The sequence below is a fragment of the Desulfuromonas sp. genome, from assembly GCA_002869615.1.
Lineage (GTDB): Bacteria > Desulfobacterota > Desulfuromonadia > Desulfuromonadales > UBA2294 > BM707.
On the sequence record PKUH01000104.1, the window covers coordinates 14,938 to 29,885 of the forward strand.

Below are 14,948 nucleotides of genomic sequence, written 5' to 3' on the forward strand. Positions count from 1 at the left end.
TGTAAATATGTGCATCGAGTGTGCCAAACAGGAGTGGATTTCTAACGAAAGGCATTAAGTTACAGGGGGTTATAAAAAAAGCCCTTCCGGAAATCCGGAAGGGCTTTTGCTGTGAATCCTGAATCAGTCGGCGAAATTTATTCGCAGAGATCGACTTTGATGTCCCAGTTCTTGATGCGCATGGTGCCGTTTTCGGCCATATTCTGCTGCATCTTGAAGGCCCGATCAAACAGCTGCGGCTCATGACCGACACCCTTGGCGATACATTCCTTGGTCGACATGTCGAGGTAGTCGGTAAGGATCGGCTTGTACTCCGGATGCGCACATTTCTCGATAATGAGCTTGGCCCGCTCCTTCGGAGCAACGCCACGCAGGTCGGCCAGACCCTGCTCGGTAACCAGCACATCGAGGTCGTGCTCGGTGTGGTCAATATGCGGAGCCTTCGGCACAACGCAGGTAATGCCGAGCGGGTCGGTTTTGCTCGGACGGGTTGACGGGCTGTGCATGATCTTCAGGTAGCCGTTCCGCAGGTAGTCACCGGAACCGCCGAGACCATTGATCATCCGGGTGCCGCCGACCAGGGTCGAGTTGGCGTGGGCATAGATGTCGAACTCAACCGGAGTGTTCATGGCGATAACGCCGAGACGACGGATCGGCTCCGGAGCGTTGGCTATGGACAGCGGACGCATGACAACCTTGTCAGCATACTTGTCCCAGTTTTCGAAGAAGCGCGGGAAGCCCGGATCTTCGGAGAGGGAAAGTGAACAGGCCGAAGCGAAGTTGAGGTTACCGCCGTCGATGAAGTCGAGCATGGTGTCCTGCAGAACCTCGGTGTATACCGACAGATTCGAGAACGGGCCCTTGGCGAGGCCACCGACAACAGCGTTGGCGATGGAACCGACACCCGACTGCAGCGGCAGCAGGTTCTCAGGCAGGCGACCCTTTTTAACTTCGTGAGCGAAAAACTCCATGATGTGGCCGGCGATCGCTTCCGAAGTGTCGTCCATATCGGCAAAGGCACGGCCCTTGTCGCGGTGCTTCGATTCAACAACAGCAATAACCTTGTCGGTGTCGCACGGCACATACGGGGTGCCGATACGGCTGTCAGCCGAGGTGATCAGGAACGGTGCCCGATTCGGCGGCTTCTGCTGCATGTGAATGTCGTGCATTCCTTCGAAGGAAGGCTGGCCGGTGTTGACTTCGAGAATAATCTTGTCGCACAGGCCAATCGCTTCAGCCACGATACCGCAGGAAGAGGTCAGGGCGAGGCCACCATCTTCAGTGATCGCGGAAACCTCGAAAATGCCGATGTCATAACGGCCATTTTCGGTGTAGAAGCCGTAGCTGATGTCCTGGGCAAAGTGGCCGAGGTGCTTGTCACCCATGCGGATGCGGCCGGCGTTAATACCCTTGGCAATGTTCTTGCCGGTCTGGTAAGGCCAGCGGCGATCAATCATATCGAGGGTCGCCCAGCGGTCTTCGGTCTCGGCGCCAACCGAGGCACCGATGAAGAGGTTGAATCTCATTTTGCCTTGCAGGTTATTCGCTTCCACATGGTCAGCCAGGGCAATCGGAACCGCCTTGGGATAACCGGCCGGGGTGAAACCGGACCAGACCAGGTTTTCACCTCCCTTGAAAAACTGAACGCAGTCTTCAGCCTTCATAACCTTGTTGAGCAGGGACTTGCGACGAACGCGACTTTCGAGTGTACCGTAATCTGCCATCTCTCTCCTCCTGATAATTTTTCGGAATAACCGGGGTGAAATTTAATTCCGGTCAGTAATAAATCGGGGTAATAAAACAGTGTCGACGCAAAAATCCGACATCCTTAAACTCTTTTATTTCAGTGACTTGCTGTGAGTTTTAAGTAAAAAAAGCCAGGGTTTAATTACACGGTGAAGACCCTGGCACGTCATTTTAAAATCCTGTTATAGGATGCTGACTTTTATATAATGGCGTTCGGCCCAAGTCAAGAAAAAATCCGGATTTTAATATTAAAGAACAGTTCTGGTAAAAGCTTGCCATCCGAAGGTTTATGGACGGTTTGACCGCAGGAATGTGGCCGGAACGGTCAGAAATATTTTTCGAGAGATTTTTTTGCTTTCGGAATCAGTTTACTGTCGGGGTATTGGGTGTAGAGATGATTGAACGATTCGACCGCTTTTTCCTTGTTGTCTTTTTGCAGGTAGGCCTGGCCGAGCAGGTAATAAAGGTCGGCCCGGTCTTCAAACTCCGGAAAGTCAGTGAGGATCGCTTCGAGCCGGCCAATGGCGGCATCCGGTTCTTCGGTGCGGACATAAAACCTGCCGATGGTCAGTTCATGTTCGGCGAGGCGATTCCGGCAGAACGCGATATATCCCTTGACCTCGTCGGCGCGCGGGGTGTCGGGATAGAGCTTCAGCAGGTTGCGAAAGGTAATAATACTGTTGTTTGCGGCGGTCTGGTCGAGTCCGGCCGGCAACACCTGCTTGTAGTAGGACATGCCGAGATAGTATAGAACCGTTTCCGCCCGCTGGTTGTTCGGATGGTTTTTCAGGAAAGATTCGTAAGAGGCGGCCGCTTCAACATATTTTTCATCCTGATAGTATGCTTCGGCTATTTTCATTTCGGCCAGAATATTCAACTCGGGGGAATAGTAGCTGTCCCGGACTTTCTCCCAGGCGGCAATAGCGTCAGGGTAGAGCCCTTTTTCAAAAAGGCGTTCACCTTCCTTGAAATAGTATGCCGGCGAGTTGGTCCGGATGTTTTTGTCGGAGGAACAGCCGACAATGAAAGCGACCGCTATGAATATGATTAAAATATTTCTGTACATTCGATTTATCCAGCCCCGGTTATTAACAACGGCATGCACGGTAAGGTAATACCGGTTGTTTGTCAATGCTCTTGCCGTTCCCGGGGTCAGGTCAGATTGCTTCTTTCAGTTTACGCAGGGCATTCTGCTCGATCTGGCGTACCCGCTCCCGGCTGACGCCGAGATCATCTGCCAGGTCCTGCAGGGTTCTGTTCTCTTCATTCAGGATACGTTCCCTGATGATCTTCTGCTCCCGCTCGTTCAGTGATTGCATCGCTGTCCTGACCTGACGGCTAAGCAAATCGCTTTGCTCTTTCTCGAGCAATAGGTCTTCCTGGCTGCTCCGCTCATCGGCCAGGCTGTCGCCGAGGGTATAGTCATTCCCCTCAAAGAGTTCGACATCAATCGAGGCGTCACGGGCCATCATCCGGACACTCATCTCCGCAACGTCATTTTCCCGGAGGTTCAGTTCGCTGGCAACCAACTGGTTGGTATCGCTGCCGGTCAACTGTTTCAGCTTCTTCCGGGTCTGGTTAAGTTTGAAAAAAAGTTTTTTTTGGGCCTGGGTTGTTCCGATCTTGACCAGCGACCAGCTGCGGATGATGAAATTATGGATATAGGCCCGGATCCACCAGACGGCATAAGAGATCAGGCGGATGCCCCGGTCCGGATCAAATTTTCTGACCGCCAGCATCAGGCCGATGTTCCCTTCCTGCACCAGATCCTGCATCCGCATGCCGTACTGGCGATATTCGTTGGCAATCTTGACAACGAAGCGGAGGTTGGCGCAGATTAACTGATGCGCCGCATCGAGATCACTGTCGCTCTGGTACTTTTTGGCCAGACTGAATTCCTGCTCCCGATCAAGGATCTCGAATTGATTAATCTGGTTCATGTAGTGTTCAAAGCTGTCGGTCATTATTGGCAGATTCAAGGTATTCACCGTTTTCTCCCTGGATGAATTGTTTTTATTATCAGCCGATTAGCACTCTCTTATCGTGAGTGCTAAATAATATCAAAAATTGCATGTCGGGTCTAGGTCGATACAACGGAAAATGAACTGTGCGGATTGACAGCCCCCCTTTACCGGAGACCGCACTGCTCAATGCCGGTTGACAGCAGCCGGTTGCCGCGGAATAATGGCGACAACCTGTTCGCTTAATTGGATAAACTCATGCAGCTACTCTATATTGGCCTGTTCGGTGCTCTCGGCTGTGTTTCACGCTACCTCGTTTCGGGCTGGACCTACAGCCTGGCCGGTCGGAACCTGCCTTACGGCACCCTGGCCGTTAACGTGATTGGCTCTTTTCTGCTCGGTCTGCTGATGGAAGGAAGCCTGCGCAGTACCGTACTGACGCCGGAAATTCGCCTCGGAATCACAGTCGGCTTCATGGGCGGTTTCACAACCTTTTCAACCTTTTCTTTTGAGACAATGCGGCTTCTCGAGGATGGCAGTTTTATCCACGCCGGTGCCAATATTGTATTGAATGTCGTCGTCTGTATTCTCTTCGCCGGGCTGGGAATCTTTCTCGCGCGGCAAATGTGAGGAATGGTGGCTTTAACGAGCTCTACTGCGAAACCGACTTCTCGAAACGGCCTGCCGAAACCATCAGGCTCCCAGGAGAACGAAATGTCAAAAATGGAAGGTGAACAGACGCTGATGCGCATCTTTATCGGTGAAAATGACCGCTGGCATAAACAACCCCTGTACGAAGCTCTGCTTGAATTGTTCCGGACCGAAGGGCTGGCGGGTGCCACGGTGCTCAAGGGTGCGGCCGGATTTGGCGCCAGCAGCGTCACCCACACCGACAAGATTCTGCGCCTCTCCAATGATCTTCCGGTGATCATCGAGGTCGTTGACAGCCAGGAAAAGATTGATGCTGTGCTGCCGAAAATAGATGGCATGTTTAGCGGTGGGATGATCACCATGGAGAAGGCCCACGTAATCTATTATCGAGGAGAGAGAAAATAATGCTCGGTAAAATTGCCCGATTACTCAACAGTGATCCGACGGCTGACTCGCGTAACGAGCGGGAGCGGATCGAGGTTGCAACCTGTGCCCTGCTACTCGAAATGGCGTATGCTGATAAGTCGCTGCATGAGCTCGAAGAGCGGGTTGTGCGTGACATTGTCGCCAGTAAATTCGAACTGTCGGCCGAGTCGGTCAGCGAGCTGGTCGAATATGCCCAGCAGGCACGGGATGAGAGTGTCGACCTGTTCCGTTTCGCCCGGGTGATCAATGAAAACTTCTCAATCGAGGAAAAGCACGAAGTCATGGAAGCGCTGTGGCGGATCGTTTACGCCGATGGTGTGCTCGATAAGCATGAGGATGCACTGGCCCGGCAACTGACGTCCCTGTTGCGGATCTCCCCGAAAAAATCGATTGAACTGAAGCTCAAGGTGCTCGAAGAAATAGATCCGGATCGCTGATGTCCAGCCTTTTGCAAGTCGTCCCGTTGTCACAATCCCTGCTCGGCGATATCCTGCGCGATGGTGATCTGGCCGTCGATCTGACGGCCGGCAACGGCCATGACACATTGTTTCTCAGCCGCTGCGTCGGCCCGACCGGCCGGGTGATTTCGTTTGATCTTCAGCGTGCGGCAATCGACAAGACCGTGCATCGACTTGACGATGCCGGTATCGAGCCGGTTCATATCGGCCCGCCGGTGCCAGCAGTCTGGCACAATGTCCTGTTGATCAATGATGGGCATGAACGGATCGGTGAATATGTCGATACATCGGTCAAGGCAGCGATTGCCAACCTCGGCTACCTTCCCGGTAGCGACAAAAAACTGATTACCCGCCCGGAAACGACTCTCAAGGCCCTGAACGGAATAGCCGAACGGCTGGCGCCGGGGGGGAGGCTCGCCGTCGTTGTCTATACCGGTCATGCCGGGGGCGAGGTCGAGGCCGCAGCGGTCGCCGGATGGTTTGCCGCTCTCGATTCGCTGGCCTGGGATGTTCTGCATATCGATATTCACAATCGCCCGCAGTCACCATTTCTGCTGGTCGCCGAAAAGACCCAACCGAAAAATAATATTGCATCTCGCCCCGATATGAGTAAAATCTAATCCCAGGAGGGGGTCGGGAGATGCTGATGCAATTAAGGTCTGTTGTTATCGATACCAATCCGGAAGACCGGGCGCTGGTCAAAAATGTGTTGGTCGACCTCGGGCAAAATGTCGATGTTTGCACCAGTTTCGAATTCTGTCCGGTTTTCCAGCGACAGGCTGGGCAGTGCCAGCTTTCAAGCCCCTGTTATGATATCCAGATTGTCGGTCAAACCGATCGGTCAACCCGGGCCGGTATCGATTTTATCCACTGGCAGCGCGAGTGCGGCTGCAAGTTGGCGACAGAAAACAGTGCTGCCATGTCTGATTCGTGGTCGACCGAGCAGATCCAGATTGCCGAAGGACTCGGAATCCGTCTCTTCACCAAGCCGTATCTGGTCAGGAATCTTGTTGACTGGATTTACCGGATCAAAAACCGCCACTGATTTTTAACTCTGTCTCATCCCTTTGTGCTACTCTTCTCATTGACAGCAGTGCCCGGTCTGATGTAATCAAAACAATAATTTAGATAAATATCCGGAGATTTTTATGTCACTCATCAACCGTCTGATATCATTGTTGTTGTTCATCCTGATCTGCGTTGTTTTTTCAGCTTCGACCGCTACCGCCGGGATCAAGGAGCGGGAAAAGGTCGAACAGGCGATCCTCACCCTTGACGAAATTATGGAGATCCCGGAAAAGGGGATACCTCCGACCTTGCTGGCCAATGCCGAGGCGATTGCGATTATTCCAAACGTAATCAAGGCCGGAGTTGTGATTGCCGGCCGCTTCGGGCGCGGCGTTCTGCTGGTTCGCAATGAAAGCGGAGAGTGGGGGCACCCGATATTCATTACCATCGGTGGCGGCAGCCTCGGCTTCCAGATCGGCGCGCAGGCAACGGATGTCATCCTGGTCTTCAAGAATCGTCGTGGCACCGACAAGATCTTCCGCGGCAAGATGACTCTGGGGGCTGATGCCGCCGCCGCGGCCGGACCGGTTGGCCGTCGGGCCGAAGCCTCAACCGATGAAACGTTCCGCGCCGGCATTCTCTCTTATTCACGAAGCCGCGGACTATTTGCCGGAGTCTCCCTGATCGGGTCGGTCCTGAGTATCGATGATGACTGGAATCGCGGCTTTTACGAGCGTAAGGTCAAGCCGGAGGATCTGATTTCCGCGATCGGCTCAGCACCGGTTGTTGCCGGGGATTTGAAAAAGAAAATACGGGCCTACGCTGGGCAATAGAATTTATTCATGTTTAATCCGGAATCAGTCCCCCGGTTGCGAAATGTTTCTCGACAGTTAACAGGCGACATCGAGCGGAGGTGCACATGAGCGAATCTTTGACGATCGATTACTGCTATGAGTTTTCAGCGGACTCAAAGAAAAAATTCAGGATCTCCCTGGATCGCACCAACTTGCTGATGCCGCCGGCAGCGGTTGAATCGCCGCCGGCCTGGACCGATCTCGATTTTCACAAATGCCCGTCCTGTACCCTCGATCAGAATCAATTTCCCCAGTGCCCGGTCGCCATCAACCTGGTCTCCCTTGTCGAGGAGTTCCAGGAGTGTCTCTCGTATGATGGCGTGACAGTGACGGTCACAACCGAGGAGAGAGTCTACACCAAGGAATGTGATGTCCAGATGGGGCTGAGCCCTTTGCTCGGTATCATCATGGTCAGCAGCGGTTGCCCGACCATGGAACTGCTCAAGCCGAATGTCCGCTTTCATCTGCCGTTTGCGACGCTCGAAGAGATGGCCTATCGCAGCTTTACCATGTATCTGCTCGGGCAGTTTTACAAGCAGCGCAATGGCGGCGAAGTCGATTGGTCGTTCGACGGGTTTAAAAAGATTTTCAAACAGGTTGGTGACCTGAATCGGGCCTTCTCCGCGAGACTGCAGGCGGCCTCGCAGAAAGATGCCAGCCTCAATGCCCTGGTTAATCTCTACTGCATGGGAGAGATGACGCCCGGCGCCATCCCGGGGATTCTCGATGAGATGGAGAAATATTTTGCGGCTTACGAGTAATCGAGGATTGTTCTGGCTTGTCGGCAATTGGCCTGAGCAGAACCTTGGCCGACATGAAAAGTTGCTGCCATAAGGTTTCGGAGACCTGCCATTCTGCCGTTTCGGCAGAAATCTTGCCATGCGGGAAGACTCGAGATTATGTCTGCGATCTTCAAGGTTTGCCGGAAAATACCTGCCTGCCGTTTATGGGTGTTTAATAGAAGAAATAGTCTTTCAACGCCCTGCCTGTCCTGCCGTTCAATCCATTAAATAATTCTGTGCGTCTTTTTGGTAGAGGTTGTCTTCAGATAGTGCGACTTTGGAGGCGTATTATGCTTCGGATTCATTGATATTCAGTTTGTAGTTAAGGGGGCGGCTACTTTGATTAAGATATGTATCGTTGATGACGAAGAATCAATACGAGATTCCTTGAAGCTGTATCTCGAGGAGCAAGGGCATGAAGTAAAGGCCTTTGTCAACCCCCTGGCAATGGTAGAGCATTGCGCATCCTGTCATTTGCAAGACGATCCCTGTTTTGATGTCCTCTTTGTTGATCAGAGTATGGCGGCAATGACTGGAATCGATTTTCTCGAACATTCCCATGATATCTGTAAACTGAACCCCGATTGTAAATTTTTAATGTCGGGAGCATTGAATCCACAGACGATTTTACGCGCCAATGCGCTGGGGATAAGAACCTTACAAAAACCGGTGGCACTGAATTCTATAGATCGGATCGTATCTCTGGTTGCCAGAGCTAAAGACAGCCCGTTGGATGATCATGGAAGATGAAACGACCCCCCGTGCCGCTGATCATCAGGCAGCCAAGGATAATTGCGTGAAAGTCGATACCGGATTTAATTTCGAGAAAACCTGTTTGACCGTCGAGGCTCCTGGCCACGTTGATAACGACGTAATCGACAACTTCTTCAATTCTGTGCAGCTCCGTGGTGGGCTTTACGCCGGAGAATCGTTGCGGCTGGTGACGCCCGGTCTATCTATCGATTACGGAATTTATAATCTGAGAAATAATGGGACTGTGGAGGGTGGATACACCGTAGGCCTGCTCCTGACTTGCGATTCAGAACTCACCTGCTTCGATAAAGAAATTGTCGTCGGTGACGTCGTTTTTTTGCCCCCGAGTGCAGAAACGAATGTCATTGTCGGAGGGCAGGCGAGTTGGAGCACCCTGACCTTTAGCCGCGAGGACTTTGAAGATTATTTCAGTAGCCAGACAGATGCTCGAATAAACCCGAGGTCTTTAAACCGGGTTGCGATCATTGGAAAAAATCGCGTGACCATCAACCTCCTGCGTTTTGTCAGGGGCGTTCTCCTTTCAAACAGAAAGCCGGTTTCGGTCCCGGATTATCATCAACTCAAGCAATCGTTGACGCATCACTTGCTGGAATTATGTTTTGCCGCGGTATTCGCTGAAAAGCCGGTCCCGGTTGATCGAAAAACAACCAATAATATCGGAATTGTCGAGTCGGCCGAAGCCTACCTTAATCGCCTGGAGATGGAAGCGATCAGTGTTCTCGATCTGGCGAAAGAACTCGGTGTCAGCATCCGCAAACTCCAGTATGCCTTTCGTGATATCCTGGGGATTACACCCAAGCGCTACCTGCAGATCCGCCGACTGAACCTTGTCCGAAAACAACTGATTCTCAAACCGGATAAAACGATAACAGAGCATGCCTCCAAGGCCGGTTTCTGGCATATGGCGCAATTTACCAAAGACTACAAGGCCATGTTTGGTGAATCTCCTCGCGAAACCCTCGATAAGCATAAAAGGCTTAAATCGACGTAATACCAAGGATCGTGTCCATGCTACGCCTACCGCAAGTGCCCCGTTCGCAATTTTTTAAAAATACCAGCGCAGAAGCAGGCCTCCGTTGTCGCCGGCCGAACCGAACTCGGAGCGGGGAATGAAAATGCCCGGCACAACCGCTTGAGGGTCTTCGCCGAAATTGAAGCTGTAGAAAAGGTCGAGACTCAGGTTGTCGGTGAGCGATAACTGCAGCTGCGGCCGCAGCAGGGTCGAGTCGTCTTCGAGATTACGGATGAGGAGTCCTGAGATTGATGCCAGCGGGTGGAACTCCCATGACGGGCCGAGCAGCAGGTACTGCTGACCGGTCAGGAAGGCGAGGCCTTCATTAAAAGGGGCCGATGTTGCCGCGAGCAGGTACTCTTCCGGCCTCTCGGCGCCGGCGCCGTTGTAGAGATATTGACCGAGCAGAACCGCTCCATTATTGAACCGGTACCAGAGCTCGATCGCACCGATCGTGAAGTCCTCATGCAGGTCGCCACCCGGTTGGCCGACATCCTTGCCATTATAATAGCTGGCTTCCGCCTTGACGCCGAGGGTACCGAGATTCCCGGCAACGCCGAGGCCGAGCATTCCCCGATCGCGCAGGGTCCCACCGATGCCGAGCAGGTCGATGCCGCTCTTGTTGACGGAGAAGGTCACCAGGTAGCTGTTCCGGTCGCGGTCAGCGCCAAAGACAATGGTGCCGCCGATCTGGCCGCCGAGACCGAAATAGTAAACAGTCCGAACCGCATCGACACCGGGGCGGACATCGGTATCGAGGGCATCCGGCGGGAACGGGGCAATGATGTCGAGTGGTGAAAAAATAACGATTCGACCGAAGCCGACAGCCTGCCTGCCGATCGACCAATCAAGATCCTGGTAGCTGCCGCCCAGAGTGAGACGATCTATCGACAGCCGGTTCGACCAGCGAGCGCCGTGGTTCGAGTCGTGTTCGAGGTCGAGTCGCCGGTTCGGCGAATCCGCGGGCAGCAGAATCTGTGTCGGCGGGCCACTGTACAGGGCGAGATTGTCGATTGCAAGTTCGGCTTTGATCACGTCGCCGATATCGGTTTTCATGCTCAGCCTTTGACTGTTGGCCGAGAAAAAACCGTCATCGAGCTGGCTCCAGGTCGGGCTGTCGTACCAGCTGTTCAGGGTTTTGATGTGACCGTCGATGGTCGGCGCAGAGAAGAGATTAGCCGCCGTCGGCAACGGGAGCAGAATGCACAGGGCGATGATGAGGAGGCTGCGACTGAACATTATTCGTCCTGGCGAATGTCATCTTCAAGGCGGCCATCGCGCAGGCGGATCACCCGTTCGGCATGGGCAATGACCATCGGGTCGTGTGAGCTGAACAGGAAGGTTGTTCCTTTCTCCCGGTTCAGCTCACGCATCAGGTTGAGCAGGTCTTCGGCCGTATGCGAGTCGAGGTTGGCGGTCGGTTCATCGGCCAGCACAACCGCCGGCTCGGCGGCGATCGCCCGGGCCACGGCAACGCGCTGCTGTTGACCACCCGAGAGATCATTGGGACGTCGATCTTCGAGCCCGTCAATTCCGAGTTCGGCGAACAGGGTCTTGATCCTCTCCCGTCTCGCGTCCGGTGCGACCCCCTGCAGCATCAGGGTGAATTCGGCATTCTCAGCGGCGGTCAGCACCGGGATGAGATTGTAGGACTGGAAGATAAATCCGATCCGCCTGAGCCGGAAGTCGGCCAGCTCCTTCGGCTTCATCTCGTTGTAGTTGTTGCCGTCAACAGCAATAGCGCCCTCGGTCGCCCGGTCAAGGGCGCCGATGATATTGAGCACCGTCGTCTTGCCGCTGCCGGAGGGGCCGGCCAGTACGGAAAACTCACCCGCCTTGATAAATAGATTCAGTTCCTGCACGGCGGCGATATTCTGGTTTCCGGACGGGTAGATCTTGGTTATGTTGCGCAGAGCTATAAGAGACATGATTTTTCCTTGAAAAATAGTTGGCAGTTATCAGTTATTTCCTGTGTTTGTGAATTTTTTTAACTGTTTACTGATCACTGACTACTGTCTACTTGTTTTAATGATGCCGCATCGCCTGGGCCGGTTCGATCCGGGCTGCCTTGGCGGCCGGATACAGGGATGCCACCACGGAAAGCACCAGTACGTAAACCGACATCTGCGCCATGTAGGCATAATCCCAGGTCGCCCGCAGGACCGGGTCGAAGACAACGCCGCCGAATTCCATGGTGTCAGGTACGAAATTTCGCAGATCAATACCGACTTCGGCAAGGTACCAGGTCAAAAGACTTCCGAGGATATTGCCGAGAATCATCGCAATCAGTCCGATCATGAAGGCTTCAGCCATAACCATCTTGCGCAGCCTTCCGGGGGTTGCGCCGACCGCGAGAATGACCCCGAATTCACGAATCCGTTCCATAACCGACATCAGCAGGGTGTTGACAACGCCGATCGTCACGATCAGCACGATGATCAGGAAAATTAACTTCTGACTGGCGTAATCGAGCTTGATCGCATTGGCGAGATTGGCCATTGCGACTTCCCAGCTGACCGCGTGAAGGTCTGAGCCGGCGGGAAGTTGCCTGGTGATGACCGGAAGCAGCTGCTCCTCGAGATCGGAGTTTTCGAGAATGACGGCGAGTTCATGGATCGCGTCACGGTCGCCGGTCATTCCGGCGGCGCGCTGCCGCCCGACCATAACCAGCGAGCTGTCGACCTCGCGAATTTTCGATTCAATGACGCCGCGGATGCGGAAGAGTTCACTGACCAGTTCGCCTTCCGGTCCCTGGGCGGTCACGACAAACTTGTTGCCGATGTTGAGCTTCAGCTCGCTGAGCAGGCGGCTGCCGACAAGCGCATCGCGGCTATCGAGAGAGCGGATCAGCCTGGTCGCATCGATGTTCTTGAGTAATGGATTGACGTCGTTCTCGGCGGCCGGATCTATGCCGGTGAGCAGGATGCCGCGGCTTTCCCGGCTCGACTGAGTCAATCCCGGCAGGTAGATGCGGGGGAGCGCAGCCTTGACCCCTTCAAGCCGGGCAATATCCGCCGGCAGGCTTCCCATGTTCCAGGAAAGTTTGTCATCGCGCGAAGAGGCATAATCGCCCCGGTAAACCGCAATATGGCCGGAGCCGGAACGAACTCCGCTGTCGACCATCTGGGCATAAACGCCAAAAGCGAGATTGTGGAAACCCTGGACCAGCATCAGGCTGAAACTGATGGCGATGACGGTGATGATGGTTCGGCGGCGGCTGCGCCAGATGTTGCGCCAGGCGAGGGTTGCAGTTTCCACGTTATTCCTCCCTGATCGCTTCGACCGGCTGCAGTTTGGCGGCCCGGCGGGCCGGGAAGTAGCCGGCGAGAAGGGAAATGACGATCAGCAACCAGGCCGGGTCAATAAAGTTGCGCTGTTCGAAGATCGCCTTGAGGCGTGGCTGGATCGTGCCGCCGGCATAGGTGACCGGGGTAATCCAGGCGGAGAGGTCGATGCCGACCGTTGCCATGTAGTAACTCAGGCTGAGGCCGAGAACCAGCCCGAATGCGACCCCGATCAGCCCGAGCAGGAAAGATTCCAGCAAAACCAGCCGCTTGATCTGGTGCGGGCGGAGGCCGAGGGCCATCAGGATGCCGAATTCGCGGGTCCGCTCCATGACCGACATGAAAATCGTATTAAGGATGCCGAGGCCGGTCGCGATGTAAAGAATAATAACGAAGATAAAACGGGTGATGTCAAAGGAGGCAATCGCTTCCCGCATCTCCGGCAGCAGTTTGCCCCAATCTGTTGCTTCAAACCGATCATCCAGCAGCGGAGCAATTTGTGCACTCAACGACTCGGCCTGCAGCGGATCATCGACGGCGAGGGTGATTTCATGAATCCTGTCATCGAGGGCCATGACCCGCTGCAGCCAGGAGATCGGCACCAGGACCAGACTGTTGTCATGGCCGCCGTGGCCGGTCCTGAAAATGCCCCGGACCGTCAAAATATCATTGCCGATCGATCCGTCGGCGGCCTGGGTGACAAAAACCAGCTCATCGTCCGGCTCGACGCCAAGTTTTTTGGCGAGGGCCGATCCGAGGACGGCGCCACCGCTATCGTCGGCGTCGAGATATTCTCCGGCTGTGATCTGCCGGTGCAGTTTGGTAACAGTCTTTTCCTGTTCGGGATAGATCCCGAGAAGTTCGGCCGGATAGCTGCTCTCAAGATGTGAAACCAGTCCGAAGCCGCGCAAGCGCTCGCTGAGACCGCGGACCTGTTCGATCTCGGCAAGTTTCCGGTGCAACGCCGGATCAGACGCGAAATTCTTGTAGAGGTCGCGATCATCAAGGTAATTATCGGTGGTAACGATGATATGCCCGTAGTATTGCTCGGTCGTCGAGGCGAGGACATCGACCAGCATTCCGGAAAAAACCCCGAGTGAAAGAGAGAGCAGGGCGAGGGAGACGATCATCGCCGACAGGGTCAGCAGGGTGCGCCGTCGATTACGCCAGAGGTTTCGGGAAGCGAGTCGTAGCAGCATATCTATCGTTTCAGGTTGCGCAGCGAAAAGAAGCTTTTCTTGATGCCGATGTTGAAGTCGATGTCGGAGTAACGGATAATCGTCTGTTCCTCGGGTTCATCGACCGGCAATATGGTCATGCGCAGCGGGATGATACGCCCGTCGATCTTCCTGACTTCATCGAAGACCATGTCGCGTACCTTGATCATCTCTTCGTCGAAATAGGAAACGGTTCCCGGAACCTCCATCGGCCGCAGGATCTCGTAGACAATCTTGCCCCAGACGACCACCGCATCCGGTTTCGGAATGCATTCGATCAGGTAGCGCTCCGTGCTCTCCTCGATCAGCGTGAAGGTGTAGTCCTCGTCGATCTTGTTCGCCTTGACCAGGTCGTCGTTGGTGATATGACTCCCCATCCAGGCGCCCCCCATCATCGAGGGCGGCACCTTGATCACCCGGTCGATTTTCGGCAGGTAATTCCAGACCTCCTTGTCGACCTTGAGGGTGGCGACGCCTCTCTCTTTTGATGGTTCGAGGATGCGCACCAGGAAATGATCACGACCGAGCGACCAGGCATCCATCGTCAGTGAACGCTCCCAGTGTTTGGCGCGGATGTTCATCTCCATGCGAGACCTGGAGGAGAGCCCCATGTACTGCTCCTCGACCTTGCGGATCAGCCCCTTGAGATCGGCGGACCATGCCGGATGCGGCATCAGAAACAGCGTAAAAAGAAGAATTGTGGCAACTCGAAACATATTGGCCTCTTGGAGTGTCGGCTCAGTTGTTCTATTATACAGACAAAACCCACGACTTC

18 protein-coding genes are annotated in these 14,948 nt (G+C 54.2%); 10 read left to right on the forward strand and 8 right to left on the reverse strand.

The genetic code is table 11. From position 1 onward, the window contains the following. Positions 1–137: 137 nt before the first annotated feature. The 3 genes from C0623_11150 to rpoH form a co-directional block, all read right to left on the reverse strand. Complete coding sequence (locus tag C0623_11150; protein PLX98803.1) at positions 138–1,724, reverse strand: acetyl-CoA hydrolase; 1,587 nt, start codon at positions 1,722–1,724, stop codon at positions 138–140. Between the two features lie 347 nt (positions 1,725–2,071). Beyond that, complete coding sequence (locus tag C0623_11155) at positions 2,072–2,812, reverse strand: outer membrane protein assembly factor BamD (GenBank protein PLX98804.1); 741 nt, start codon at positions 2,810–2,812, stop codon at positions 2,072–2,074. A gap of 91 nt (positions 2,813–2,903) precedes the next feature. After that, positions 2,904–3,710, reverse strand: a complete 807-nt coding sequence (gene rpoH / locus C0623_11160) for an RNA polymerase sigma factor RpoH (GenBank protein PLX98805.1) — start codon at positions 3,708–3,710, stop codon at positions 2,904–2,906. Positions 3,711–3,965: 255 nt separating this feature from the next. Here rpoH and C0623_11165 point away from each other — a divergent pair, with 255 nt between their 5' ends. From C0623_11165 to C0623_11210, 10 genes are all read left to right on the forward strand, one after another. Further along, on the forward strand, positions 3,966–4,337 hold the full coding sequence (locus C0623_11165; GenBank protein ID PLX98806.1) for a fluoride efflux transporter CrcB: 372 nt from the start codon (positions 3,966–3,968) through the stop codon (positions 4,335–4,337). A gap of 84 nt (positions 4,338–4,421) precedes the next feature. Then, entirely contained in the window at positions 4,422–4,763 is a 342-nt protein-coding gene (locus tag C0623_11170; GenBank protein PLX98807.1) for a hypothetical protein, read from the forward strand. Next, on the forward strand, positions 4,763–5,221 hold the full coding sequence (locus C0623_11175) for a hypothetical protein (GenBank protein ID PLX98808.1): 459 nt from the start codon (positions 4,763–4,765) through the stop codon (positions 5,219–5,221). Before C0623_11170 ends, C0623_11175 begins: the two co-directional genes overlap by 1 nt. Then, on the forward strand, positions 5,221–5,862 hold the full coding sequence (locus C0623_11180; GenBank protein PLX98809.1) for a methyltransferase: 642 nt from the start codon (positions 5,221–5,223) through the stop codon (positions 5,860–5,862). Before C0623_11175 ends, C0623_11180 begins: the two co-directional genes overlap by 1 nt. A gap of 20 nt (positions 5,863–5,882) precedes the next feature. Continuing rightward, positions 5,883–6,287 carry a hypothetical protein gene (locus C0623_11185; protein ID PLX98810.1) on the forward strand — a complete coding sequence of 135 codons (405 nt, stop codon included), beginning with the start codon at positions 5,883–5,885 and terminating at the stop codon, positions 6,285–6,287. Positions 6,288–6,525: 238 nt separating this feature from the next. Continuing rightward, the gene (locus tag C0623_11190) at positions 6,526–7,083 is read left to right on the forward strand and encodes a hypothetical protein (protein ID PLX98834.1); all 558 of its coding nucleotides are present in this window, start codon (positions 6,526–6,528) and stop codon (positions 7,081–7,083) included. Between the two features lie 86 nt (positions 7,084–7,169). Next, positions 7,170–7,865, forward strand: a complete 696-nt coding sequence (locus C0623_11195; GenBank protein ID PLX98811.1) for a hypothetical protein — start codon at positions 7,170–7,172, stop codon at positions 7,863–7,865. Positions 7,866–7,882: 17 nt separating this feature from the next. After that, a complete protein-coding gene (locus C0623_11200; GenBank protein ID PLX98812.1) occupies positions 7,883–8,062 on the forward strand; it encodes a hypothetical protein in 180 nt (59 codons plus the stop codon). Positions 8,063–8,189: 127 nt separating this feature from the next. Further along, the gene (locus tag C0623_11205) at positions 8,190–8,636 is read left to right on the forward strand and encodes a hypothetical protein (protein PLX98813.1); all 447 of its coding nucleotides are present in this window, start codon (positions 8,190–8,192) and stop codon (positions 8,634–8,636) included. Further along, positions 8,620–9,651 (forward strand): hypothetical protein, encoded by a 1,032-nt coding sequence (locus C0623_11210; protein ID PLX98814.1) that lies wholly within the window; start codon positions 8,620–8,622, stop codon positions 9,649–9,651. The genes C0623_11205 and C0623_11210 overlap by 17 nt, the downstream gene beginning before the upstream one ends. Positions 9,652–9,705: 54 nt before the next feature. Here C0623_11210 and C0623_11215 read toward each other — a convergent pair whose 3' ends face one another. The 5 genes from C0623_11215 to C0623_11235 all read right to left on the reverse strand — a co-directional run bounded on the left by C0623_11215 (position 9,706) and on the right by C0623_11235 (position 14,889). Then, positions 9,706–10,911, reverse strand: coding sequence for a hypothetical protein (locus tag C0623_11215; protein PLX98815.1), 1,206 nt, complete (start codon positions 10,909–10,911; stop codon positions 9,706–9,708). Further along, positions 10,911–11,600: a macrolide ABC transporter ATP-binding protein gene (locus C0623_11220; protein ID PLX98816.1), complete on the reverse strand. Its 690-nt coding sequence runs from the start codon at positions 11,598–11,600 to the stop codon at positions 10,911–10,913. Before C0623_11220 ends, C0623_11215 begins: the two co-directional genes overlap by 1 nt. Positions 11,601–11,697: 97 nt before the next feature. Next, entirely contained in the window at positions 11,698–12,930 is a 1,233-nt protein-coding gene (locus tag C0623_11225; protein ID PLX98817.1) for an ABC transporter permease, read from the reverse strand. A gap of 1 nt (position 12,931) precedes the next feature. Next, positions 12,932–14,155, reverse strand: a complete 1,224-nt coding sequence (locus tag C0623_11230; protein ID PLX98818.1) for an ABC transporter permease — start codon at positions 14,153–14,155, stop codon at positions 12,932–12,934. Positions 14,156–14,157: 2 nt separating this feature from the next. After that, positions 14,158–14,889 carry an outer membrane lipoprotein-sorting protein gene (locus C0623_11235; GenBank protein PLX98819.1) on the reverse strand — a complete coding sequence of 244 codons (732 nt, stop codon included), beginning with the start codon at positions 14,887–14,889 and terminating at the stop codon, positions 14,158–14,160. Positions 14,890–14,948 lie beyond the last annotated feature (59 nt).

Excerpts from the sequence above, each read along its gene's own strand:
- C0623_11155 (PLX98804.1), bottom strand. The coding sequence starts at position 2,812 with ATGTACAGAAATATTTTAATCATATTCATAGCGGTCGCTTTCATTGTC.
- C0623_11215 (PLX98815.1), bottom strand. The coding sequence starts at position 10,911 with ATGTTCAGTCGCAGCCTCCTCATCATCGCCCTGTGCATTCTGCTCCCG.
- C0623_11220 (PLX98816.1), bottom strand. The coding sequence starts at position 11,600 with ATGTCTCTTATAGCTCTGCGCAACATAACCAAGATCTACCCGTCCGGA.
- C0623_11230 (PLX98818.1), bottom strand. The coding sequence starts at position 14,155 with ATGCTGCTACGACTCGCTTCCCGAAACCTCTGGCGTAATCGACGGCGC.
- C0623_11235 (PLX98819.1), bottom strand. The coding sequence starts at position 14,889 with ATGTTTCGAGTTGCCACAATTCTTCTTTTTACGCTGTTTCTGATGCCG.
- C0623_11210 (PLX98814.1), top strand. The coding sequence starts at position 8,620 with ATGATCATGGAAGATGAAACGACCCCCCGTGCCGCTGATCATCAGGCA.
- C0623_11180 (PLX98809.1), top strand. The coding sequence starts at position 5,221 with ATGTCCAGCCTTTTGCAAGTCGTCCCGTTGTCACAATCCCTGCTCGGC.
- C0623_11185 (PLX98810.1), top strand. The coding sequence starts at position 5,883 with ATGCTGATGCAATTAAGGTCTGTTGTTATCGATACCAATCCGGAAGAC.
- C0623_11165 (PLX98806.1), top strand. The coding sequence starts at position 3,966 with ATGCAGCTACTCTATATTGGCCTGTTCGGTGCTCTCGGCTGTGTTTCA.
- C0623_11170 (PLX98807.1), top strand. The coding sequence starts at position 4,422 with ATGTCAAAAATGGAAGGTGAACAGACGCTGATGCGCATCTTTATCGGT.
- C0623_11150 (PLX98803.1), bottom strand. The coding sequence starts at position 1,724 with ATGGCAGATTACGGTACACTCGAAAGTCGCGTTCGTCGCAAGTCCCTG.
- rpoH (PLX98805.1), bottom strand. The coding sequence starts at position 3,710 with ATGACCGACAGCTTTGAACACTACATGAACCAGATTAATCAATTCGAG.
- C0623_11195 (PLX98811.1), top strand. The coding sequence starts at position 7,170 with ATGAGCGAATCTTTGACGATCGATTACTGCTATGAGTTTTCAGCGGAC.
- C0623_11190 (PLX98834.1), top strand. The coding sequence starts at position 6,526 with ATGGAGATCCCGGAAAAGGGGATACCTCCGACCTTGCTGGCCAATGCC.
- C0623_11175 (PLX98808.1), top strand. The coding sequence starts at position 4,763 with ATGCTCGGTAAAATTGCCCGATTACTCAACAGTGATCCGACGGCTGAC.